Annotated in this window: 19 protein-coding genes; 9 read left to right on the plus strand and 10 right to left on the minus strand. The window is 56.0% G+C overall.

The features are described 5' to 3' along the window. Positions 1 to 5: 5 nt before the first annotated feature. Positions 6 to 278, plus strand: a complete 273-nt coding sequence (locus tag M2422_RS16845; protein WP_023309391.1) for a barstar family protein — start codon at positions 6 to 8, stop codon at positions 276 to 278. 61 nt (positions 279 to 339) lie between these two features. On the opposite strand, the gene yhcN (M2422_RS16850) is transcribed toward M2422_RS16845, so the two are convergent. The 3 genes from yhcN (M2422_RS16850) to argR form a co-directional block, all read right to left on the minus strand. Beyond that, positions 340 to 606, minus strand: coding sequence for a peroxide/acid stress response protein YhcN (gene yhcN, locus M2422_RS16850; protein ID WP_032659672.1), 267 nt, complete (start codon positions 604 to 606; stop codon positions 340 to 342). A 110-nt stretch (positions 607 to 716) separates the two neighbouring features. Then, positions 717 to 980: a peroxide/acid stress response protein YhcN gene (gene yhcN, locus M2422_RS16855; protein WP_023309389.1), complete on the minus strand. Its 264-nt coding sequence runs from the start codon at positions 978 to 980 to the stop codon at positions 717 to 719. 375 nt (positions 981 to 1,355) lie between these two features. Continuing rightward, positions 1,356 to 1,826, minus strand: a complete 471-nt coding sequence (gene argR, locus M2422_RS16860; RefSeq protein ID WP_023309388.1) for a transcriptional regulator ArgR — start codon at positions 1,824 to 1,826, stop codon at positions 1,356 to 1,358. A gap of 397 nt (positions 1,827 to 2,223) precedes the next feature. Between argR and mdh the strand changes: the two genes are divergently transcribed. Further along, positions 2,224 to 3,162 (plus strand): malate dehydrogenase, encoded by a 939-nt coding sequence (mdh, locus tag M2422_RS16865; protein WP_023309387.1) that lies wholly within the window; start codon positions 2,224 to 2,226, stop codon positions 3,160 to 3,162. A 57-nt stretch (positions 3,163 to 3,219) separates the two neighbouring features. Here the strand turns inward: mdh and degS are convergent, their stop codons facing one another. The 3 genes from degS to zapG all read right to left on the minus strand — a co-directional run bounded on the left by degS (position 3,220) and on the right by zapG (position 6,316). After that, entirely contained in the window at positions 3,220 to 4,287 is a 1,068-nt protein-coding gene (degS, locus tag M2422_RS16870) for an outer membrane-stress sensor serine endopeptidase DegS (RefSeq protein ID WP_023309386.1), read from the minus strand. Positions 4,288 to 4,378: 91 nt separating this feature from the next. Then, the gene (gene degQ, locus M2422_RS16875; protein WP_064673377.1) at positions 4,379 to 5,746 is read right to left on the minus strand and encodes a serine endoprotease DegQ; all 1,368 of its coding nucleotides are present in this window, start codon (positions 5,744 to 5,746) and stop codon (positions 4,379 to 4,381) included. Between the two features lie 171 nt (positions 5,747 to 5,917). Beyond that, positions 5,918 to 6,316 carry a Z-ring associated protein ZapG gene (zapG, locus tag M2422_RS16880; protein WP_008502832.1) on the minus strand — a complete coding sequence of 133 codons (399 nt, stop codon included), beginning with the start codon at positions 6,314 to 6,316 and terminating at the stop codon, positions 5,918 to 5,920. Between the two features lie 189 nt (positions 6,317 to 6,505). On the opposite strand from zapG, the gene zapE reads away from it, so the two are divergent. The 5 genes from zapE (at position 6,506) to sspB (ending at position 10,208) form a co-directional block, all read left to right on the plus strand. Next, a complete protein-coding gene (zapE, locus tag M2422_RS16885; RefSeq protein ID WP_064673376.1) occupies positions 6,506 to 7,630 on the plus strand; it encodes a cell division protein ZapE in 1,125 nt (374 codons plus the stop codon). A 291-nt stretch (positions 7,631 to 7,921) separates the two neighbouring features. After that, positions 7,922 to 8,350, plus strand: coding sequence for a 50S ribosomal protein L13 (gene rplM, locus M2422_RS16890; RefSeq protein WP_006178824.1), 429 nt, complete (start codon positions 7,922 to 7,924; stop codon positions 8,348 to 8,350). Positions 8,351 to 8,365: 15 nt separating this feature from the next. Then, on the plus strand, positions 8,366 to 8,758 hold the full coding sequence (rpsI, locus tag M2422_RS16895) for a 30S ribosomal protein S9 (protein ID WP_003860436.1): 393 nt from the start codon (positions 8,366 to 8,368) through the stop codon (positions 8,756 to 8,758). Between the two features lie 308 nt (positions 8,759 to 9,066). Continuing rightward, positions 9,067 to 9,705, plus strand: coding sequence for a stringent starvation protein SspA (gene sspA / locus M2422_RS16900; RefSeq protein ID WP_014885418.1), 639 nt, complete (start codon positions 9,067 to 9,069; stop codon positions 9,703 to 9,705). Between the two features lie 5 nt (positions 9,706 to 9,710). Beyond that, complete coding sequence (gene sspB, locus M2422_RS16905) at positions 9,711 to 10,208, plus strand: ClpXP protease specificity-enhancing factor (RefSeq protein ID WP_064673393.1); 498 nt, start codon at positions 9,711 to 9,713, stop codon at positions 10,206 to 10,208. A 28-nt stretch (positions 10,209 to 10,236) separates the two neighbouring features. On the opposite strand, the gene gltD is transcribed toward sspB, so the two are convergent. Both gltD and gltB read right to left on the minus strand, forming a co-directional pair. Then, complete coding sequence (gene gltD / locus M2422_RS16910) at positions 10,237 to 11,655, minus strand: glutamate synthase subunit GltD (RefSeq protein ID WP_023309377.1); 1,419 nt, start codon at positions 11,653 to 11,655, stop codon at positions 10,237 to 10,239. Positions 11,656 to 11,664: 9 nt separating this feature from the next. Continuing rightward, positions 11,665 to 16,125, minus strand: a complete 4,461-nt coding sequence (gltB, locus tag M2422_RS16915; RefSeq protein ID WP_064673375.1) for a glutamate synthase large subunit — start codon at positions 16,123 to 16,125, stop codon at positions 11,665 to 11,667. A 687-nt stretch (positions 16,126 to 16,812) separates the two neighbouring features. Between gltB and M2422_RS16920 the strand changes: the two genes are divergently transcribed. Continuing rightward, complete coding sequence (locus M2422_RS16920; protein ID WP_039260405.1) at positions 16,813 to 17,754, plus strand: TIGR01212 family radical SAM protein; 942 nt, start codon at positions 16,813 to 16,815, stop codon at positions 17,752 to 17,754. Here the strand turns inward: M2422_RS16920 and M2422_RS16925 are convergent. After that, positions 17,734 to 19,236 carry a helicase HerA-like C-terminal domain-containing protein gene (locus tag M2422_RS16925; protein ID WP_033146759.1) on the minus strand — a complete coding sequence of 501 codons (1,503 nt, stop codon included), beginning with the start codon at positions 19,234 to 19,236 and terminating at the stop codon, positions 17,734 to 17,736. The two genes, M2422_RS16920 and M2422_RS16925, sit on opposite strands and share 21 nt — an antisense overlap. 138 nt (positions 19,237 to 19,374) lie before the next feature. Here M2422_RS16925 and M2422_RS16930 point away from each other — a divergent pair, with 138 nt between their 5' ends. Then, positions 19,375 to 21,021 carry a dihydroxyacetone kinase subunit DhaK gene (locus M2422_RS16930; RefSeq protein ID WP_045888044.1) on the plus strand — a complete coding sequence of 549 codons (1,647 nt, stop codon included), beginning with the start codon at positions 19,375 to 19,377 and terminating at the stop codon, positions 21,019 to 21,021. A gap of 92 nt (positions 21,022 to 21,113) precedes the next feature. On the opposite strand, the gene M2422_RS16935 is transcribed toward M2422_RS16930, so the two are convergent. After that, positions 21,114 to 22,133, minus strand: a complete 1,020-nt coding sequence (locus M2422_RS16935; protein WP_033146757.1) for an NAD(P)-dependent alcohol dehydrogenase — start codon at positions 22,131 to 22,133, stop codon at positions 21,114 to 21,116. Between the last annotated feature and the right edge of the window lies 1 nt (position 22,134).

The raw sequence follows: 22,134 nt of genomic DNA on the forward strand, positions 1-22,134 counted from the left end.
TGGCAATGAAAACCTATACGTTTGATTTTGACGAGATCGACAGTCAGGAAGACTTCTACCGTGAATTTATCCGGGCGTTTGATCTTGAACGGGAAAGCGTGACAAATCTGGATACGCTGTGGGACGTGGTCACCGGCAGTCAGTTGCCGCTACCGCTGGAAATTGAGTTCATCCATTTGCCCGATAAGCTGCGAAGACGTTTTGGCGCGCTGATATTGCTGTTCGATGAAGCGGAAGAAGAGCTTGAAGGTCAGCTGCGCTTTAACGCGCGGCATTGAATGAAAAAAGCCCCTGACCATAAGGCCAGGGGCAAGTCGTATGATGAGATACGACGAGGGTTTATTTATACAGTTCTGCCGTTGCATGCCAGTGGTCACCCTGATTCAGTTCGGTGACGCGATAGCTGCTGGCGCCTGCTTTTTCAGCTTTGGCGGCAAGTTCGTGACGAATATCCATCGGTGAACCGGTGACAGACGTTACGGAGACGCTGCCCATACGCTGTAGATTTTGTGCCTGGTCGGCATTCACCTGCTGTACGGCTGCGCTCGCGCCGAAAGAGAGAACGGATGCCAGACCGAGGGTTGCGATGATCAATTTGGTTTTCATAGTCTTTACTCCTGAATAGGGTTTTTACTCAACGGCGAGAAGGGTTGAACCGCTATTTTTATGCCTGGTGCCGTTGAGTGGAGATTTACGTCTTCAGTTATTACTAAAACTTATTTGTACAGCTCAGCGGTGGCGTGCCAGTGGTCACCGGAACGCGCTTCGATGATGCGATAGGATGACGCACCCTGTTCTTCCGCTTTTTTGTTCAGCATCTCATGCATGTCCATTGGCGATGTGCCGACCGCGCCGACAGAAACCGTACCGATGGCCTGACGGGATTGCGCCTGGTCAGCATTGATAGAGTCAGCTGCGAAAGCACCGAATGACAGGACGGACAGGACGCTGAGCGCCGCTACAGTTGATTTGATTTTCATGATTTTTACCTCGTCGAATTTTTTAGTGGGGTCTTGTTTCGTGACCCTCATCACAAAATCAAGTATACACTAATAACGGTAAAAATTAATACCAGACTAATGGTTTCTATTGTTATTACGTGTTAACCAGTCTGTTTTTTATAACCAAATCGCATAATATTGGGCGTTTTTTGTTCATTTTTGTTGGTTATATCTAATAAAATCATATGGATATCAGCTTTTGATTTTTTGTGCGATTTTTTGATTTAGCATTCACCAGATGAATGTTAATAGGCGGTAAAAAGCACTATTTGTCAAAGTGAAGGGCAGTAGAAAAGAGGGGAGAACGCAGCGGAAGCAGAACGATCCCCGCAGCGGCGCTACGGGGAGAGGGGATTAGAGTTCCTGTTCGAACAGTACCAGAATGGCTTCGTGGAGATCTTTCACAGAGAAACCGCTAGCCGGTGTGGTAAAGATGGTGTCATCACCGGCGATAGTCCCGAGGATACCTTCCGTTTTACCCAGCGAGTCCAGCATGCGGGCAATGAGCTGCGCGGCACCCGGGCTTGTGTGGATCACCACGACGGCATCGTTATGATCGATATCCAGAACCAGGTTTTTGAGCGGGCTGGAGGTGGTCGGCACGCCAAGTTCTGCCGGCAGGCAATAGACCATCTCCATCTTGGCGTTACGCGTACGCACCGCGCCAAATTTCGTTAACATGCGGGAGACTTTCGACTGGTTGATGTTATCGAAGCCTTGTTCCTGCAGCGCCTGAACAATTTCTCCCTGAGAACTGAATTTCTCTTCTTTGAGTAGCGCCTTAAACGCCTTTACTAATTCTTCTTGCTTAGACGAGCTTCGCATAAGTCACCCGGAATATGACGATAGAAACAACATTATTATGCATGTGGATGAATTTTTATGCAAATTATCTACTCAGCGCCAGGCTGAAATAATGTTATGAAAGGGAGTGATTTTATCAGATTTCGTTATCAGAAAACATGCCTGGGTCACGCCGCGCAAATAAGCTTAAAAGTAAATTAAATGTTATCAAAATGATGTTGTTTTGGTGGCGGGGCAGGGTGTATTGTAACCACCTCTTAATGCGTTGCCCTCTGTCGTCAGATAGTCTTCTGGTGAGAGATAAAGTCGCGTGACCTCAAATTCTTTAGCTACGAAAATTGTAATTATTTACTTGCTGAATTATGGTCGCCGCAACGGATTTACAGATACTTAAGTTAACCATAATAAGGAGTTTAGGATGAAAGTCGCAGTCCTCGGCGCTGCTGGTGGTATCGGCCAGGCGCTTGCCCTACTACTGAAAACCCAACTGCCTTCAGGCTCAGAACTCTCCCTGTACGATATTGCTCCGGTAACCCCAGGTGTGGCGGTTGACCTGAGCCACATCCCGACTGCTGTAAAAATCAAAGGCTTCTCCGGTGAAGATGCACGTCCTGCGCTGCAGGGTGCCGACGTGGTGCTGATTTCTGCAGGCGTGGCGCGTAAGCCAGGCATGGATCGTTCAGACCTGTTCAACGTCAACGCGGGCATCGTGAAAAACCTGGTGCAGCAGATTGCAGAAATCTGCCCGAAAGCATGCATCGGGATCATCACTAACCCGGTGAACACCACCGTGGCTATCGCGGCAGAAGTGCTGAAGAAAGCGGGTGTTTACGACAAAAACAAACTGTTCGGCGTAACCACGCTGGATATCATCCGTTCCAACACCTTTGTTGCTGAGCTGAAAGGCAAGCAGCCAACAGAAGTGGAAGTACCGGTAATCGGCGGTCACTCTGGCGTCACTATCCTGCCTCTGCTGTCGCAGATCCCAGGCGTGAGCTTCACCGAGCAGGAAGTGGCTGACCTGACTAAACGCATCCAGAACGCGGGCACCGAAGTGGTGGAAGCGAAGGCGGGTGGCGGTTCTGCAACCCTGTCTATGGGCCAGGCGGCTGCGCGTTTTGGTCTGTCACTGGTTCGCGCTCTGCAGGGCGAGAAAGGCGTTGTTGAATGCGCTTACGTTGAAGGCGATGGCGAACACGCTCGCTTCTTCTCTCAGCCGCTGCTGCTGGGTAAAAACGGTATCGAAGAGCGTAAATCCATTGGTACGCTGAGCGCGTTTGAACAACACGCGATGGAAGGCATGCTGGATACGCTGAAGAAAGATATCACCCTGGGCGAAGAGTTCGTTAACAAGTAATACGAACCGTCTCCCGGTAAAAAAAACGGAGCTTATCGCTCCGTTTTTTTATGCCTGTCAGTTAGTGGCCGGGTATTCCTGAATCGTCACGTGCAGCGTCAGTTTCTTATCGTTGCGCATGACCTCAACAGGGATGATAGAACCCGGGCGAATTTCTGCCACCTGATCCATCGTCTCCAGCGCAGAGACCGCTGGCGTGCCGTTGACCGACACAATGACATCGTTTACCTGAATCCCTGCGTTAGCCGCCGGACCACCCGGTGCCACCTCGTTAACCACAATACCCTGAATCTGATCGATACCGCCGCCCTGGGTATGCATCGGTGCAATTTCGCGCCCGCCGATACCGATATAGCCGCGGATCACGCGTCCGTCGCGGATCAGTTTATCCATGATTTTGGTCGCCAGCTGGAACGGAATGGCAAAGCCGATCCCTTCCGGCGTCTCACCGTCGTTACTCTTATCGAACGAGAGGGTATTGATGCCCATCAGCTCGCCCAGCGAGTTGACCAGCGCCCCGCCGGAGTTACCGTGGTTGATGGAGGCATCGGTTTGCAGGAAGTTCTGCCGCCCGGAGGGGTTCAAACCGATACGACCGGTCGCGCTGATAATCCCCTGGGTGATGGTCTGGCCCAGGTTGTAAGGGTTACCGATAGCCAGTACGACGTCACCAATATGCGGGGTACGTTTACGGTTGATCGGGATGACCGGCAAACCGCCCGTGGCATTAATTTTCAGCACGGCCAGGTCGGTCAGGCTGTCAGACCCAACGAGTAACGCCTCAAACACGCGGCCATCCTGCAGGGCGACGATGATCTGGTCGGCATCGTTAATCACGTGCTTGTTGGTAATAATGTAGCCGCGCTCGTCCATGATTACGCCGGAGCCGAGGGTACGGATCTCCAGCTGGTTATGGGCTGAGGTATTCAGACCACGGTTATAGACGTTAACCACAGCAGGTGCGGCACGGCGGACGGCCTGGTTATAGGTGGCCGGCGTTTCATCCGTGCTATCGAACTGGGGAGCCGACAGTTTATTGAACTGACGTAAAGACGGCAGCGCCAGCAGCAGCAGGCCAGCGACAATCAAACCGATGACAGTAGAACGTAAGAGCTTTAAAAGCATGATGCGCGTGTCGTTAAAAAAGGAACGATTTGCAGCATAACATGAGTTATCCGGACATCACACGCAGCGGTGATGTCCGGGTCGCAAATGCTTAGCGCAACAGAATATAGATGGACTCATTGCCACGCATGACCTGCAGGGCAATAACCGCTGGTTTGCTTTCCAGCACCTTGCGCAGTTCGGCAATAGACTGCACGCGGTTGCGGTTTACACCGATAATCACGTCATCCTGATGCAATCCGGCCTGTGCGGCAGGGCTGCTCTTCTCGACGGTGTCGATGCTGATGCCTTTCGTACCGTCCTTCAGCTGCCCGTCGCTCAACGTAGCCCCCTGTAGCGCCGGGGCGATAAGCTCCGCACTGGCCGAGGATGAAGTGCTCTTATCCAGCGTCACTTCAACGTCAAGCGGCTTACCGTCACGTATCAGGCCCAGCTTCACTTTGGCGCCAGGTTCCGTCGTGGCAATCCGTGAGCGCAGTTCTGCAAAGCTGTTCAGCGGTTTGTCGTTCAGGCTGACGATCACATCCCCCGATTTCACGCCCGCTTTTGCCGAGCCGGAGTTTGGCAGCACTTCACTGACAAACGCCCCGCGCTGTACGTTGATATTGAACGCTTTTGCGATATCCGCGCTCATCTCCATACCTTTAATACCCAGCAGCCCGCGTTTGATTTCACCGAACTGGATCAATTGCTGCGCCAGGGTTTTGGCCATATTGCTGGGGATAGCAAAACCGATCCCGATGCTGCCGCCGCCCGGGGCCAGAATCGCCGTGTTAATCCCAATCAGCTCGCCGTTAAGGTTGAGCAACGCTCCGCCGGAGTTACCCCGGTTGATTGAGGCATCGGTCTGGATAAAGTTTTCCAGCCCTTCCAGATTGAGGCCGCTGCGCCCGAGCGCCGAGACGATCCCGGAGGTGGCGGTCTGCCCTAAGCCAAAGGGGTTGCCTACGGCGACGGCAAAATCGCCGACGCGCAGTTTGTCGGAATCCGCGATGGCAATCTGGGTCAGGTTGCTCGGATTTTGCACCTGCAGCAGCGCGATGTCGCTCTGGTCATCGCCGCCGATCAGTTTGGCATCAAATTCACGGCCATCGTTCAGCTGGACGCTGATCTTATCGGCCTGGCTGATGACGTGGTTGTTGGTCAGGATATAGCCTTTTGCCGCATCAATAATGACGCCAGAACCCAGGCCTTCAAAAGGCTGAGCCTGCTGGTCGGTAGACTCATCGCCAAAATATTTTTTCAGTTCTTCAGGGACGCGTTGGCTTTGTACTGCGGTGCCCTCAACCTGAACGCTGACGACCGCCGGCAACACTTTTTCCAGCATAGGCGCGAGGCTTGGAATGGCCGCCTGGCCAGGCACCTGGGAGGGAATGGCGGCAAATACAGGGACGGACGCCGAGAGAGATAACCCGACACTTAACGCGATAGCGCTCAACAGCTGGTTTTTTTTCTTCATCGATGTTGACTCTCGTAACCTGGAATAAAGGAAAAACGGCCCTAAAAACACGTTGATGTTATTGAATTTTAAACCGCTGAACAATGAGGTGTTTAACTAAATGATAGCTGGGGTCATCAGGAAAGGACGGGCGCAATCGCTGCGCCCGTAAAATATATTCAGGTTGTGCGATTAATCGCGTTTTACACCGCCGCGCAGCAGGCCGGACGCGCCATCGGAATAGTCGCGAGGCATCTGAACGGGCGCCTGATCGTTACCGGCTTCAGAGTCAGCCAGACGGTTGCGGAACGGGTTGGTTTCCGCGGTCATTTCCGGCAGCAGGCTGCTGGAGCTTTTTGCCATATGTTGATAAAGCTGACGATAGTCGGTTGCCATGTTGTCCAGCAGCTCGGCGCTACGGGCAAAGTGGCTGACCAGCTCTTCACGATACTCTTCCAGCTCGGCTTTGTTCTTTTCCAGTTCGTACTGCAGTGACTGCTGCTGACGCAATTTGCGATTACCGAAACGCATGGCCACAGCACCGATGACGATGCCGACGACTAAACCGATTAGCGCATATTCCCAGGTCATGAACTTCTCCCGTTGTCTTGTTGTTCCGTAGGGTGTTGGCTCGGCTCCTGCCTGTGCCTGATAATGCCACTATAACCGCTATTTCTGCAGAAGTGGAATCCTGACGTATCATCGCGTAGTGTAGAACGGCCTTTTTTTCATCAGTCACGTCTGCTGGTGAGCGTTAATTGAAGGAATAACAATAAGATTATGCAAAACCTGTCCCCTGCATCGCGATATCAACTGGCCCTTAACGAGGGCACTCATCAGCCTGATGACGTTCAACGTGAGGCGGTAAACCGTCTGGAGATGATTTACCAGGAGCTCACGGCAAAACCCGCTGAAGTCGAACAGAACGGTGGGCTAAAGGCGGCGTTTGGGCGGTTGCTCGGTAAAAAAGCGCCACAGGCTCACGCGCCGGTGCGCGGTTTATATATGTGGGGCGGGGTCGGTCGCGGAAAAACCTGGCTGATGGACATGTTCTATCTGAGCCTGCCTGGCGCACGTAAACAGCGTCTGCACTTCCATCGTTTTATGCTGCGGGTACATGAAGAGCTGACCGCACTGCAGGGCAAGAGCGATCCGCTGGAGATTGTGGCCGACAGGTTCAAGGCGGAAACCGACGTGCTCTGCTTCGACGAGTTTTTTGTGTCTGACATCACCGATGCCATGCTGCTAGGCGGCCTGATGAAGGCGCTATTTGCCCGCGGGATCACGCTGGTGGCTACGTCGAATATCCCGCCGGATGAACTCTATCGTAACGGCCTGCAGCGCGCACGCTTCCTGCCCGCCATCGATGCCATCAAGCAGCACTGCGATATCATGAACGTCGATGCCGGTGTCGATTATCGTCTGCGCACGCTGACCCAGGCGCACCTGTGGCTTTCGCCGTTAAATGCAGAGACCACCCGCGAGATGGATACACTCTGGCTGGCGCTGGCGGGAGCAAAACGCGAGCACGCCCCGGAACTCGAGATTAACCATCGACCGCTGCCCACCCTTGGCGTCGAAAACCAAACGCTGGCGGTCTCCTTTACGACGCTCTGCGTGGATGCCCGCAGCCAGCACGACTACATTGCGCTTTCGCGTCTGTTCCACACCGTGATGGTGCTGGGCGTACCGGTGATGACGCGGCTGATGGAGAGCGAAGCACGGCGCTTCATTGCGCTGGTGGACGAGTTTTATGAGCGCCACGTCAAGCTGGTGGTCAGCGCTGAGGTACCTTTATATGAGATTTACCAGGGCGAGCGGCTGAAGTTTGAGTTCCAGCGCTGCCTGTCGCGCCTGCAGGAGATGCAGAGCGAAGAATACCTGAAGCTGGAGCATATGCCGTAACAAATGCCCCCCTCTCCCGTGGGAGAGGGGCTGGGGGTGAGGGCACCAGACCGCACAATACCCACCCTCGAAAAACCCATTCCAAATCACATTTAAGGGTCGATCTTTGACCTCAACTTCTCTATAATCTTGCGACCCCACGTTACGAGAAGGTTTTTTTCCCGAAACTTTCTATGTGTCGGCATGTGCTATTCGAAGGGGTAGGTTTGCCGGACTTTGTCGTGTGAACCTCAACTGACTAAACGTTTGGGTGTTCACCAACGTGTAACTTATTATTTGGGTAAGCTTTTAATGAAAACTTTTACAGCTAAACCAGAAACCGTACAGCGCGACTGGTATGTTGTTGACGCGACCGGTAAAACTCTGGGCCGTCTGGCTACTGAACTGGCTCGTCGCCTGCGCGGTAAGCATAAAGCGGAATACACTCCGCACGTTGATACCGGTGATTACATCATCGTTCTGAACGCTGATAAAGTTGCTGTAACCGGCAACAAGCGTACTGACAAAGTGTACTATCACCACACCGGCCACATCGGTGGTATCAAAGAAGCGACCTTTGAAGAGATGATTGCCCGCCGTCCTGAGCGTGTGATTGAAATCGCGGTTAAAGGCATGCTGCCAAAAGGCCCGCTGGGTCGTGCTATGTTCCGTAAACTGAAAGTTTACGCAGGCAACGAGCACAACCACGCGGCACAGCAACCGCAAGTTCTTGACATCTAATCGGGATTATAGGCAATGGCTGAAAATCAATACTACGGCACTGGTCGCCGCAAAAGTTCCGCAGCTCGCGTTTTCATCAAACCGGGCAGTGGTAAAATCGTAATCAACCAGCGTTCTCTGGAACAATACTTCGGTCGCGAAACTGCCCGCATGGTAGTTCGCCAGCCGCTGGAACTGGTTGATATGGTAGAAAAACTGGATCTGTACATCACCGTTAAAGGTGGTGGTATCTCCGGTCAGGCTGGTGCGATCCGTCACGGTATCACCCGCGCTCTGATGGAGTACGACGAGTCCCTGCGTTCTGAACTGCGTAAAGCTGGCTTCGTTACTCGTGACGCGCGTCAGGTTGAACGTAAGAAAGTGGGTCTGCGTAAAGCACGTCGTCGTCCACAGTTCTCCAAACGTTAATCCATTCTGCTTACGCAGAACGATTGGCGAAAAACCCGCTTCGGCGGGTTTTTTTATGGATAATGCGCAGGTTATCCACAATATCCATGCATATATCTTCTCTTTTTCCACATTTCCAGAATCCCCTCACCACAAAGCCATCAAAATCTGGTAAACTATCATCCAATTTTCTGCCCAAATATCGGTGAATACTCGATTTTTGTTCGTTTCTTGAACAATGTGTTTTCTCTGGGATGGGCGATACAACATCTGGCTGGCCCCTGTTGGGCTGGTAGCAGTAAAAATTCTGAATATACCTGGAGGTTTTCATGGCTGTCGCTGCCAACAAACGTTCGGTAATGACGCTGTTTTCTGGTCCTACTGACATTTATAGCCATCAGGTTCGTATCGTGCTGGCCGAGAAGGGTGTCAGTTTTGAGATCGAGCATGTGGAAAAGGATAACCCGCCTCAGGATCTGATCGATCTCAACCCGAGCCAAAGCGTACCGACGCTGGTGGATCGCGAGCTGACCCTGTGGGAATCCCGTATCATTATGGAATATCTGGATGAGCGTTTCCCGCATCCGCCACTGATGCCTGTTTACCCTGTCGCGCGTGGTGAAAGCCGCCTGTACATGCAGCGTATCGAAAAAGACTGGTACTCGCTGATGAACGTGATTACCAGCGGTTCCGCTTCTGAAGCTGACGCTGCACGTAAGCAACTGCGTGAAGAGCTGCTGGCAATCGCCCCTGTGTTTGGTCAGAAACCATTCTTCCTGAGCGATGAGTTCAGCCTGGTGGATTGCTACCTGGCACCGTTGCTGTGGCGTCTGCCAACCCTGGGCGTAGAGTTCAGCGGTCCTGGCGCGAAAGAGCTGAAGGGCTATATGACTCGCGTATTTGAACGCGACTCTTTCCTGGCATCTTTAACTGAACCGGAACGTGAAATGCGTCTCGGCCGAGGCTAATGACTGTGGAAATGTCACAACTTACCCCACGCCGTCCGTATCTGCTGCGCGCCTTCTATGAATGGCTGCTGGATAACCAGCTCACGCCGCACCTGGTTGTGGATGTGACGTTGCCGGGCGTGCTGGTTCCAATGGAATACGCGCGTGACGGACAAATCGTACTGAACATTGCGCCGCGTGCGGTGGGTAACCTGGAGCTGGCAAACGATGAAGTGCGCTTCAACGCGCGTTTCGGCGGCGTGCCGCGTCAGGTTTCCGTGCCGCTGGCAGCCGTGCTGGCTATCTACGCGCGTGAAAACGGTGCGGGTACCATGTTCGAGCCGGAAGCGGCGTATGATGAAGATGTTGCCAGCCTGAATGATGACAACGCATCCGATGAGCGTGAAAGCGACACGGTGATGTCACTTATCGATGGCGATAAACCCGATCGTCTTGACGACAATGATCCTGATGACGATCCGCCTCCGCGCGGTGGTCGTCCGGCTCTTCGCGTCGTGAAATAAAAACAGGCCCAATCGGGCCTGTTTTTTTTTACACTTCCAGGTAGTTCAGGATCCCGTCAGCCGCCTTACGGCCTTCGGCAATCGCCGTTACCACCAGGTCAGAACCGCGAACGATATCGCCACCGGCGAAGATTTTCGGGTTGCTGGTCTGGAATGCGTTGTCGCTGCCTTCTGGCGCAATCACGCGGCCCTGCGAATCCAGCTCAACGCTGTGCTTCGCCAGCCATTCCATGCTGTGAGGACGGAAACCGAACGCCATCACCACGGCATCGGCCGGGATCACGTGCTCAGAACCGGCGACGATCTCGGCGCGACGACGGCCTTTCGCATCCGGTGCGCCCATCTCAGTGCGCGCCATCTTCACACCGCTCACTTTACCGTTGGCATTCACTTCAATACCCAGAGGCTGGATGTTGAACTGGAACTCCACGCCCTCTTCACGCGCGTTTTTCACTTCGCGTTTAGAGCCCGGCATGTTCTCTTCGTCACGACGGTAGGCGCAGATCACGTGTGCCGCATTCTGACGAATGGAGGTACGCACGCAGTCCATCGCGGTATCACCGCCGCCCAGCACAACCACGCGTTTGCCTTCCATGCTGACGAACGGCTCATCGGCGGTTTCACCGTAGCCCATGATCTGCTTGGTGTTGGCAATCAGGAACGGCAGCGCGTCGTACACGCCCGGCGCGTCTTCGTTCTCCAGACCGCCGCGCATGGACTGATAGGTGCCCACGCCAAGGAACACGGCGTCGTAATCCTTCAGCAGGTCGTCGAGCTGCACGTCGCGGCCCACTTCCACGTTCAGTTTGAACTCAATGCCCATGCCGGTGAAGATTTCACGGCGACGGGTCATGACCTCTTTTTCCAGCTTGAAGGCCGGGATACCGAAGGTCAGCAGACCGCCGATTTCCGGATGGCGATCAAAGACCACCGCCTTCACGCCGTTGCGGGTCAGCACGTCCGCACAGGCCAGGCCCGCCGGGCCCGCGCCGATGATTGCCACACGCTTGTCGGTTTGCTTCACGCCGGTCATATCCGGACGCCAGCCCATCTCGAACGCTTTATCATTGATATAGCGCTCAATGTTGCCGATGGTCACCGCGCCGAACTCGTCGTTCAGCGTACAGGAGCCTTCGCACAGACGGTCCTGAGGACACACGCGGCCGCACACTTCCGGCAGGGTGTTGGTCTGGTGAGACAGCTCGGCGGCTTCAAAAATACGTCCTTCGTTAGCCAGCTTCAGCCAGTTCGGGATGTAGTTATGTACCGGACATTTCCATTCGCAGTAAGGGTTACCGCAGGACAGGCAGCGGTCTGCCTGTGCCTTGGCCTGGCCTTCTGAAAACGGCTCGTAGATTTCAACAAATTCAATTTTGCGGATCTTCAGCGGTTTCTTTGGCGGATCAACACGCTGCAGGTCGATAAACTGGTATACGTTCTGGCTCATCTGAATTCCTTACTGCGCCTGCACGCGCAGCTCTGCTGCGCTACGACTACGGTGACCCAACAGGGCTTTAACATCGCTGGACTTCGGCTTAACCAGCGCGAATTTCGCAGAGAACGCTGGCCAGTTCGCCAGGATCTCTTCGCCGCGCGAAGAACCGGTATGCTGCACGTGTTCGGTAATCAAACCGCGCAGGTGTTCTTCATGGATAGCCAGCGTATCAACGTCCAGCACTTCCACCAGCTCCGGGTTCACGCGTTTGCGGAACTCACCGTCTTCGTCCAGGACATACGCAAAACCGCCCGTCATGCCCGCGCCGAAGTTCACGCCGGTTTTACCCAGAACGCAAACAATCCCGCCCGTCATGTATTCACAACCGTTATCGCCAATGCCTTCCACCACGGTGATAGCACCGGAGTTACGCACCGCAAAACGCTCGCCCGCACGGCCTGCTGCAAACAGACGACCGCCGGTCGCGCCGTACAGGCAGGTGTTACCGATGATGCTGGCTTCATGGCTGCGGAAGGCTGAGCCAACCGGAGGACGCACCGCCAGCAGACCGCCCGCCATGCCTTTACCGACGTAGTCGTTGGCATCGCCGGTCAGGTACAGCTCAACGCCGCCTGCGTTCCATACGCCGAAGCTCTGACCCGCGGTACCGCTGAAGTGCGCGGTAATCGGATCCGCTGCCAGCCCCTGGTCACCGTGCGTTTGCGCGATGTAGCCGGAGAGGGAGGCGCCCACGGAGCGGTCGGTGTTGCGGATATCAAACCAGAACGTTTTGCTCTGCTTGTCGTCCACGTACGGTTTCGCCTGCTGCAGCAGCTGCGCGTTCAGCACGCCGTTATCGAACGGCGGGTTGTTCTCGGTGCAGTAGACCGCTTTGCCAGGGTGCGGCTGCGCGGTTTCCAGCAGCTTAGACAGCTCAAGCTTCTGCTGCTTGGCGGTGAAGCCTTCCAGCTCTTTCAACAGGTCAGTGCGGCCAATCAGGTCCACCAGGCGTTTCACGCCCAGCTGCGCCATCAGCTCGCGGGTTTCGCGGGCGATGAAGTCAAAGTAGTTGGTCACTTTGAACGGCAGGCCGTGATAGTGATTCTTACGCAGCTTCTCATCCTGGGTCGCCACGCCGGTTGCGCAGTTGTTCAGATGGCAAATACGCAGGTATTTACAGCCAAGCGCAACCATTGGGCCGGTACCGAAGCCGAAGCTTTCCGCGCCGAGGATCGCCGCTTTGATGATGTCGAGGCCGGTTTTCAGGCCGCCGTCCACCTGCAGGCGTATCTTGTGACGCAGACCGTTAGCCACCAGCGCCTGCTGGGTTTCCACCAGGCCAAGCTCCCACGGGCAGCCCGCATATTTCACGGAGGAGAGCGGGCTTGCGCCGGTGCCGCCGTCATAGCCGGCGATGGTGATGAGATCCGCATAGGCTTTCGCCACGCCGGTCGCGATGGTGCCGACGCCCGGTTCGGAAACCAGCTTCACGGAGATCATCGCCTTCGGGTTGACCTGCTTCAGGTCGAAAATCAGCTGCGCCAGGTCCTCGATAGAGTAGATATCGTGGTGCGGCGGCGGGGAGATCAGCGTCACGCCCGGCACGGAATAGCGCAGTTTGGCGATGTACGGAGTAACTTTATCACCCGGCAGCTGGCCGCCTTCGCCCGGTTTAGCACCCTGAGCGACTTTAATCTGGATCACGTCGGCGTTGACCAGGTACGCAGGCGTCACGCCAAAGCGACCGGATGCCACCTGCTTGATACGGGACACTTTGTTGGTGCCGTAACGCGCCGGATCTTCACCGCCTTCGCCGGAGTTGGAGTTGCCGCCGATGCTGTTCATGGCTTCCGCCAGCGCTTCGTGGGCTTCCGGGCTCAGCGCGCCGATGGACATCGCCGCGGTATCGAAGCGTTTGAACAGTTCGGATGCAGGCTCAACCTCGTCAATGCTGACCGCTTCATCGCCTGGATTGAGGGCAATGAGGTCGCGCAGCGTTGCCGCCGGACGGTTGTTTACCAGCTCAGCGTACTGCTGGTAGTCGCTGTATTCACCGCTCTGAACCGCCTGCTGCAGCGTACGCACCACGTCCGGGTTGTAGGCATGATACTCGCCGCCGTGAACGTATTTCAGCAGACCGCCCTGATCCAGCGGCTTACGTGCCAGCCAGGCGCGTTTGGACAGGTTCACCAGATCCTGCTGGAAGTCAGCAAAACCGGCGCCGCCGATGCGGCTGACCACGCCCTGGAAGCAGAGGTTGGCGACCTCGTCATGCAGGCCAACCGCTTCAAACAGCTTCGAACAGCGGTAGGAGGCAATGGTCGAGATGCCCATTTTGGACATGATCTTGTACAGGCCTTTGTTGATGCCGTTACGGTAGTTCAGCATCACCGCGCGGTAATCTTTGTCGATCGCGCGGGTATCCACCAGGCGTGCCAGCGTTTCGTAGGCCAGGTACGGGTAGATCGCCGTCGCGCCAAAGCCTAACAGCACGGCAAAGTGGTGCGGGTCGCGGGCGCTGGCGGTTTCCACAATGATGTTGGCGTCACAGCGCAGGCTCTTGTCGACCAGACGCGTCTGGATAGCGCCGACCGCCATCGGGGCAGGCACCGGCAGACGGTTTTTCGCGATATTACGGTCGGACAGCACCAGCAGAACGGTACCGTTACGCACCATCTGTTCGGCTTTGTCACACAGCGCATTCACCGTCTCTTCGAGGCTCGCTTCGGTCACGTCGAAGGTAATATCGAGCGTGTCGGCGCGGTAGTGCTCCTCTTTCATGGTGGTGAGCTGTTTGAAATCGGAGTACAGCAGGATCGGCGATTTAAAGGTCAGACGGTGCGCCTGGCCTTCGGCCTCGCAGAAGACGTTCATCTCGCGACCGATGCTGGTAGCCAGCGACATCACGTGCGCTTCGCGCAGCGGGTCGATCGGCGGGTTGGTGACCTGCGCGAACTGCTGACGGAAGTAATCGTAAATGATGCGCGGCTGGCTGGAGAGCACGGCAAACGGGGTATCGTCACCCATCGAGCCGACCGCTTCCTGGCCGTTTTCACCGAGCACGCGAATAACGGAGTCCAGCTCTTCCGCGCTGTAGTTAAACTGTTTCTGGAAGCTTGCAAGCGTATCGTCGTCCAGTTCGCGGCGGCCCACTTCTTCATCCGATAAATCTTCGAACGGCACGAGGCGACGGACGTTTTTCTCCATCCACTCTTTGTACGGATGGCGGCTTTTCAGATCGTGATCGGTTTCGGCTGAGTGCAGAATGCGCCCGCCGCGGGTGTCGATAACCATCAGCTCGCCCGGGCCGACGCGGCCCTTCTCGACCACTTCGTCAGGCTGGTAATCCCAGATACCGACTTCAGAGGCGCAGGTGATGAGCTTGTCTTTGGTGATAACGTAGCGTGCCGGACGCAGACCGTTACGGTCCAGGTTACAGGCAGCGAAGCGACCGTCGGACATGACGATGCCCGCCGGGCCGTCCCACGGCTCCATGTGCATGGAGTTAAAGTCGAAGAACGCGCGCAGCTCAGGGTCCATATCCGGGTTGTTCTGCCAGGCCGGTGGCACGAGCAGACGCATGGCGCGCACGATGTCCATCCCGCCCGCCAGCAGCAGTTCCAGCATGTTATCCATGGAGCTGGAGTCAGAGCCGGTTTCGTTCACGAACGGCGCGGCATCGTGCAGGTCAGGGATCAGTGGCGTCTGGAACTTATAGGTACGGGCGCGGGCCCACTGGCGGTTACCGGTGATGGTGTTGATCTCGCCGTTGTGCGCCAGGTAGCGGAACGGCTGAGCCAGCGGCCAGCGTGGAACGGTGTTGGTGGAGAAGCGCTGGTGGAACAGGCAAATGGCCGATTCCAGACGCAGGTCCGCCAGGTCCAGGTAGAAGCGCGGCAGGTCAGCCGGCATACACAGACCTTTATAAATATTCACCAGGTTAGAGAGGCTACAGACGTAGAACTCTTTATCGTCCTGGAGACGTTTTTCAATGCGGCGGCGGGCGATAAACAGACGGCGTTCCATATCACGCGGACGCCAGCCCGCAGGCGCATTAACGAAAATCTGTTCAATACGAGGCAGCGAGGAGAGGGCGATTTCACCGAGCACCCCTTCGTTGGTTGGCACATTGCGCCAGCCGACAATCGACAGGGTTTCACGCTGAAGTTCTTCTTCGACGATGCGGCGTGAGGCGGCAGCCTTTTCAGGATCCTGATTCAGGAACAGCATGCCGACAGCGTAGTTTTTGGCTAAACGCCAGCCGCGCTCTTCCGCCACGATGCGGAAGAAACGATCCGGTTTTTGCAGCAGCAGGCCGCAACCGTCGCCGGTTTTACCATCGGCAAGAATAGCGCCACGGTGCTGCATTCGGGCCAGTGCGTGAATAGCAGTACGCACTACCTTGTGGCTAGGTTCGCCTTCTATGTGGGCGATCAGGCCGAAACCACAGTTATCCTTCTCAAGGGATTTATCGTACAACATATCAGTGAACCTCCCCAGGCTCGTCGGGCTTCCCACTGAACTTTACCGTGGCGCACAGGCACAGAAAGAGCATGGCGACGGGGTTTGCGTTTCATACGCGGACCTCGCATTCGCCCTCTTTTTCATCCTTTGGCGCAGGTAAACAAGTTTGAGGACTTGCTTCAGAGGGAATCTCAATTACTGCATAAATATGATGAGCAGGCCGCTCATCCAGAAAGCTTCCAGCGGATTTCCAACTTATCGGGAATTGATACACAGGTCAAATGGCAATCTTATTTATACAAAAATGTGCTAAAGAGAGTTTATCTGATTGTAATTAAAGGGTATTTAACTATTTTTACATTGATTGTATGCCCTGGCAGGACGCAGCGGAGTGTGATCTGACTCACTATATGAAAGCGGTATTATCAATGTAGCGTGCTGAATAGCAGTTTTATAGCAGAATAATAATCTGGCATTGGCTACAAACCCGCATAAACCCACTGTTTTTCAGTGGTGGCGCTATAAATGAAAAAAACAATCAGAACATAAGGAAAAGTAATCACGAATGGCGTGAATGAAATTGCAGTAATCCTGATTATTTATTCATATAGATAAAGGCCGTCCGGGGCGATTGATCCAGGTCATCGCCGACAGAGGCTAAAAGTGGCAGGCTTGTCCCCTTTCTCCGGGACGGTCTATCAGATTATGCAGTTACAGAAATTAGTCAATATGTTTGGTGGGGATCTTTTGCAGCGCTACGGGCAAAAGGTTCATAAGCTGACGCTGCACGGCGGGTTTAGCTGCCCGAATCGCGATGGCACCATCGGGCGCGGCGGCTGCACCTTCTGTAACGTTGCGTCCTTTGCTGACGAAGCCCAGCAGCATAAATCTATCGCTGAACAGCTTGCCCATCAGGCGAGCCTGGTGAACCGCGCGAAGCAATATCTGGCCTATTTTCAGGCCTACACCAGCACGTGGGCGGAGGTGCAGGTGCTGCGCTCTATGTATCAGCAGGCCGTCAGCCAGGCTAACATCGTTGGGCTGTGCGTGGGCACGCGCCCGGACTGCGTACCGGACGCGGTGCTGGACCTGCTCAGCGAGTACAAAGAACAAGGCTACGAGATCTGGCTGGAGCTGGGCTTGCAGACCGCGCATGACAAAACCCTGCACCGTATTAACCGTGGTCATGATTTCGCCTGCTACCAGCGCACCACGCGCCTGGCCCGCGAGCGTGGGCTGAAGGTCTGCTCGCATCTGATTGTCGGCTTGCCGGGTGAAGGGCTGCAGCACGGCCTGGAGACGCTGGAAAAGGTGGTTGAGACCGGCGTGGACGGCATTAAGCTACACCCGCTGCATATCGTTACGGGAAGCATTATGGCGAAAGCCTGGGAAGCCGGTCGGTTAAGCGGTATTGAGCTTGAGGACTATACGGTTACAGCGGGGGAGATGATTCGCCACACCCCGCCGGAAATTGTTTACCATCGCATCTCGGCCAGCGCCCGCCGTCCAACGCTTCTGGCACCGCTATGGTGTGAGAACCGCTGGACGGGGATGGTGGAAATCGACCGCTATCTGCAGGAGAACGGTGTGCAGGGTTCAGCGCTTGGCCGCCCGTGGGTTCCCCGTCTACCGGCGACGGCCGCCTAACAGACTTCCCAGCATGCCGCGCACTATCTGATTGGTGACCTGCCGCGCCGCGCTTTTCGCCATGGTCTGTACCACGCCGTCGCGCTTGCCGCCGCGCGGCCCGGTGCTGCCGAACAGGATGTCTTTGAGCCCCCCGAGAATACCGTCATCCACGGCGACGGACTGTCCTTTAGCGGCAGGCGCATCCTGCGACTCCGTTGTCGCCTGCACCCCTTTTTGCAACATCTCGAACGCGGACTCGCGATCCACCTCGTCTTCGTATTTCCCGTAAACCGGAGAGTGGTTAATCAGGCCGTTACGTTCATCGTCGGTAACCGGCCCCATGCGCGAGCAGGGCGCGATCACCATGGCGCGTTCCACCACGGACGGGCTGCCCTTCGCATCCAGGAACGAGATCAGCGCTTCACCGGTGCCTAACGCCTGAATCGCCGCTTCGGTATCAAAGGCAGGATTGGCGCGCATGGTTTGCGCGGCGGCTTTCACCGCTTTCTGATCCTTCGGCGTAAAGGCGCGCAGGGCGTGCTGCACGCGGTTACCGAGCTGGCCGAGAACGTTATCCGGAATGTCCGATGGGTTTTGCGAGACAAACCAGACGCCAACGCCTTTGGAGCGGATCAGGCGAATGACTTGTTCAATCTTATCCAGCAATACCTGCGGCGCGTCGTTAAACAGAAGGTGCGCTTCGTCAAAGAAGAAGACCAGCTTCGGTTTTTCCAGATCGCCCGCTTCCGGTAACTGTTCGTAGAGCTCTGAGAGCATCCACAGCAGGCTGGCGGCGTAGAGCTTTGGCATCTGGTAGAGCTTCTCGGAGCTCAGAATGTTGATGATGCCTTTGCCGCTGCTGTCGGTGCGCATCCAGTCTTTGATATCCAGCATCGGCTCGCCGAAGAAGTGCTCGGCGCCCTGTTGCTCCAGCGTCAGTAACCCGCGCTGAATGGCACCCACCGAGGCGCTGCTGATATTGCCGTACTGGTTCTGGAAGGATTTGGCGTTATCGCCGATGTACTGGGTAATGGCGCGCAGATCTTTGAAATCAAGCAGCAGCAGCCCCTGATCGTCGGCAATGCGGAAGATAATATTCAGCACGCCGGACTGCACGTCGTTGAGGTTAAGCAGACGGGCCAGCAGCAGCGGGCCGAGATCGGAGACGGTAGCGCGCACCGGGTGGCCTTTCTCACCAAAGATATCCCACACTACCACCGGATTGTTATGCGGCGTCCAGTCCGTGATGCCAATATTCTTCAGCCGTTCGAGCAGTTTCTCAGAGGCCGTACCTTCCTGAGCCACACCGGTTAAATCGCCTTTCACGTCAGCCATAAAGACCGGTACGCCAATCTCCGAAAGCGACTCCGCCAGCTTTTGCAGGGTGACGGTTTTCCCCGTCCCGGTCGCTCCGGTGATGAGACCGTGGCGGTTCGCCATCGAGGGCAGTAAATACAGCTCTTTTTCCAGCGTCCTGGCAATTAACAATGGTGTACTCATGATGCGCTTCCTCTCTTTGTCCTGGGGGGAGTATAGGCAATCTGGCCGCAATTTGGTTGAGTAAATTCCTGACTTTGCGGCGCATTATCCAGCGCGGACTATGCTTTTGCATACGGTTCACAAAAATAGTGGGAAACGATGTCCAGATTCTTCTTTAACGATCGCAAACAGCTGGTCAACGATGCCATTGAAGGCATACTGCTTTCTGCGCCACACGCAAATCTCGTCAAACTTGATATCGATCCGGCCATCAGGATCGTCGCACGCGGCGACTGGGACAAAAGCCGCGTGGCGGTGATCTCCGGCGGCGGCTCAGGCCACGAACCCGCGCACGCCGGGTTTGTTGGCAAAGGGATGCTGACGGCGGCAGTGTGTGGCGATCTGTTTGCCTCGCCGAGCGTGGATGCGGTGCTGAACGCCATTGTGGCGGTCACGGGCGATCGCGGCTGTCTGCTGATCGTCAAAAACTACACCGGCGATCGCCTGAACTTTGGTCTGGCGGCTGAAAAAGCCAAACGCTACGGCCTGAAGGTGGAGATGGCGATCGTGGCGGACGATATCGCGCTGCCGGATAACAAACAGCCGCGCGGTATTGCCGGTACGGCACTGGTGCACAAGATTGCGGGCTATGCGGCGGAGCACGGTAAATCGCTAAGCGAGGTGCGGGATATTGCGCAACAGGCCTGCGATAACCTCTGGAGCCTGGGCGTTGCGATGCAAACGTGCAACCTGCCGGGCAGCGACGAGGAAGAGGGGCGCATTAAGCAGGGCCATGTCGAGCTGGGGCTGGGCATTCACGGCGAGCCCGGTGCTTCCGTCGTGGATACGCAGAACAGTAAAGCCATTATCGACACGCTGGTGACGCCGTTACGCGCGCAGGCGGGAGAAGGGCGGTTTGCGGTATTGATTAACAATCTCGGCGGCGTATCGGCGCTGGAGATGGCGCTGCTGACCAAAGAGCTGGCGCATTCGGCGCTGAAAGAGGAGATCGCGTACCTGATAGGCCCCGCGCCGCTGGTGAGCGCGCTGGACATGAAGGGCTTTTCGCTCACGCTGCTGAAGCTTAATGACTTCTTTGAAAAGGCGATTCACGCCGAGGTCGAAACGCTGGGCTGGCAGAAGCCCGTGGCGTTTGCGCCACTGCGCACCGTGGCGCATACCGCCATTCACGATCGCGTGGAATACACTCCGTCGGACAATCTGCGGGTGGGCGAGTATGTTTCCTCGGTGACGAAAACGCTGCTCCAGCTGGAAAACCGACTGAACGCGCTGGATGCCAAAGTGGGCGACGGTGATACCGGCTCCACTTTTGCGCAAGGGGCGCGGGATATTGCGCAGCGTCTGGAGGATCGCAAGCTCCCGCTTGATAACGTATCGACGCTGCTGTTGCTGGTGGGCGAGCGGCTGGCGACGGTGATGGGCGGATCGAGCGGGGTGCTGATGTCGATCTTCTTCACCGCGGCCGGGCAAAAGCTTCACGATGGTCAGCCGCTGCCCGAGGCATTGCTCAGCGGGCTGGCGCAGATGAAGCAGTACGGTGGGGCAGATCTCGGCGATCGTACCCTGATCGACGCGCTGCAACCGGCGCTTGAAGCATTGAAGAATGGCGATCTTCAGGCAGCGGCGAAGGCAGCACAGCACGGTGCCGAAGCAACGGCGAAAATGGCGAAAGCCGGTGCGGGGCGCTCGTCGTATGTGAATAAAGAGAATCTGGATGGGGTAATGGATCCCGGTGCGGTCGCGGTGGCTGAGGTGTTTAAGGCCATGGTAGATGCAAAACGGTAACGACCGTTACCGTTTTTAGTGTGTGCGCCCTCTCCCTGTGGGAGAGGGTTGGGGTGAGGGCATCAGGCCGCACATTCCCCGCCAATGTCACATCAAAAATCCGCTTTCAACACCACGCGGTAGCGGGCTTTGCCGTCACGCACGTGCTGGATCGCTTCGTTGATTTTCGACATCGGATACAGTTCGGTGGTCGGCGCCACTTTGGTGCGTCCGGCAAACTTCATCAGCTTGCGCAACTCAAACGGCGTACCGGTCGCGGAGCCTGACACGCTGCGATCCCCGCCGATCAGGGTAAACGCCGGAACCGGCAGCGGCTTCATTACGGCACCTACGGTGTGGAAGTTACCGCCGTAGGCCAGCGCCTCAAAGTACGGCTGCCAGTTGAGATCGACGTTAACGGTGTTGATGATCAGGTCAAACTGCCCAGCCAGCGCGTTCAGCGCGTCAGGATCGCGGCTGTTCACCACTTTATCCGCACCCATCGCCAGCACTTCTTTCTCTTTCGCCGGGTTGGAGCTGAACGCCGTGACTTCACAGCCCATCGCGTGCAGCAGCTTGATGGCGATATGCCCCAGGCCGCCAATACCAATGACGCCCACGCGGCTGGTGGCGGTGATGTGGTGCATCAGCAGAGGTTTGAAGACGGTGATACCGCCGCACAGCAGCGGACCTGCGGATTCGATATCAATGCTGTCCGGCAGCGGGATCACCCATTGCCAGTCGGCGCGCAGTTTGTCGGCAAAACCGCCCTTGTTCAGAATAGTGGGAACGGCGCCCTCGAGGCAGTTGATCTGATTGCCGCTGATACAGGCGTCACAGTGACCACAGCTGCGTGCCGTCCAGCCAATGCCCACGCGTTGGCCTACCTTCAGCCCTTTGTCCTGCGCGGCGCTACCGAGCGCCACGACGCGGCCAATGACTTCGTGCCCGGCAACCAGCGGATAGCTCGAGAAGCCCCATTCGTTATCGATCATCGAGAGATCCGAGTGGCAGATCCCGCAGTAATCAACCTGTACTTCGACGTCTTCTGCTTTTAGTTCGCCCGCATCGTACTCGTACAGCTCAAGTTCTGCACCCGCCTGCGGTGCGGCGTAGCTTTTTATCTTCGACATC

The organism is Enterobacter sp. SLBN-59, from assembly GCF_024807915.1.
Classification (GTDB): Bacteria; Pseudomonadota; Gammaproteobacteria; order Enterobacterales; family Enterobacteriaceae; genus Enterobacter; species Enterobacter asburiae_B.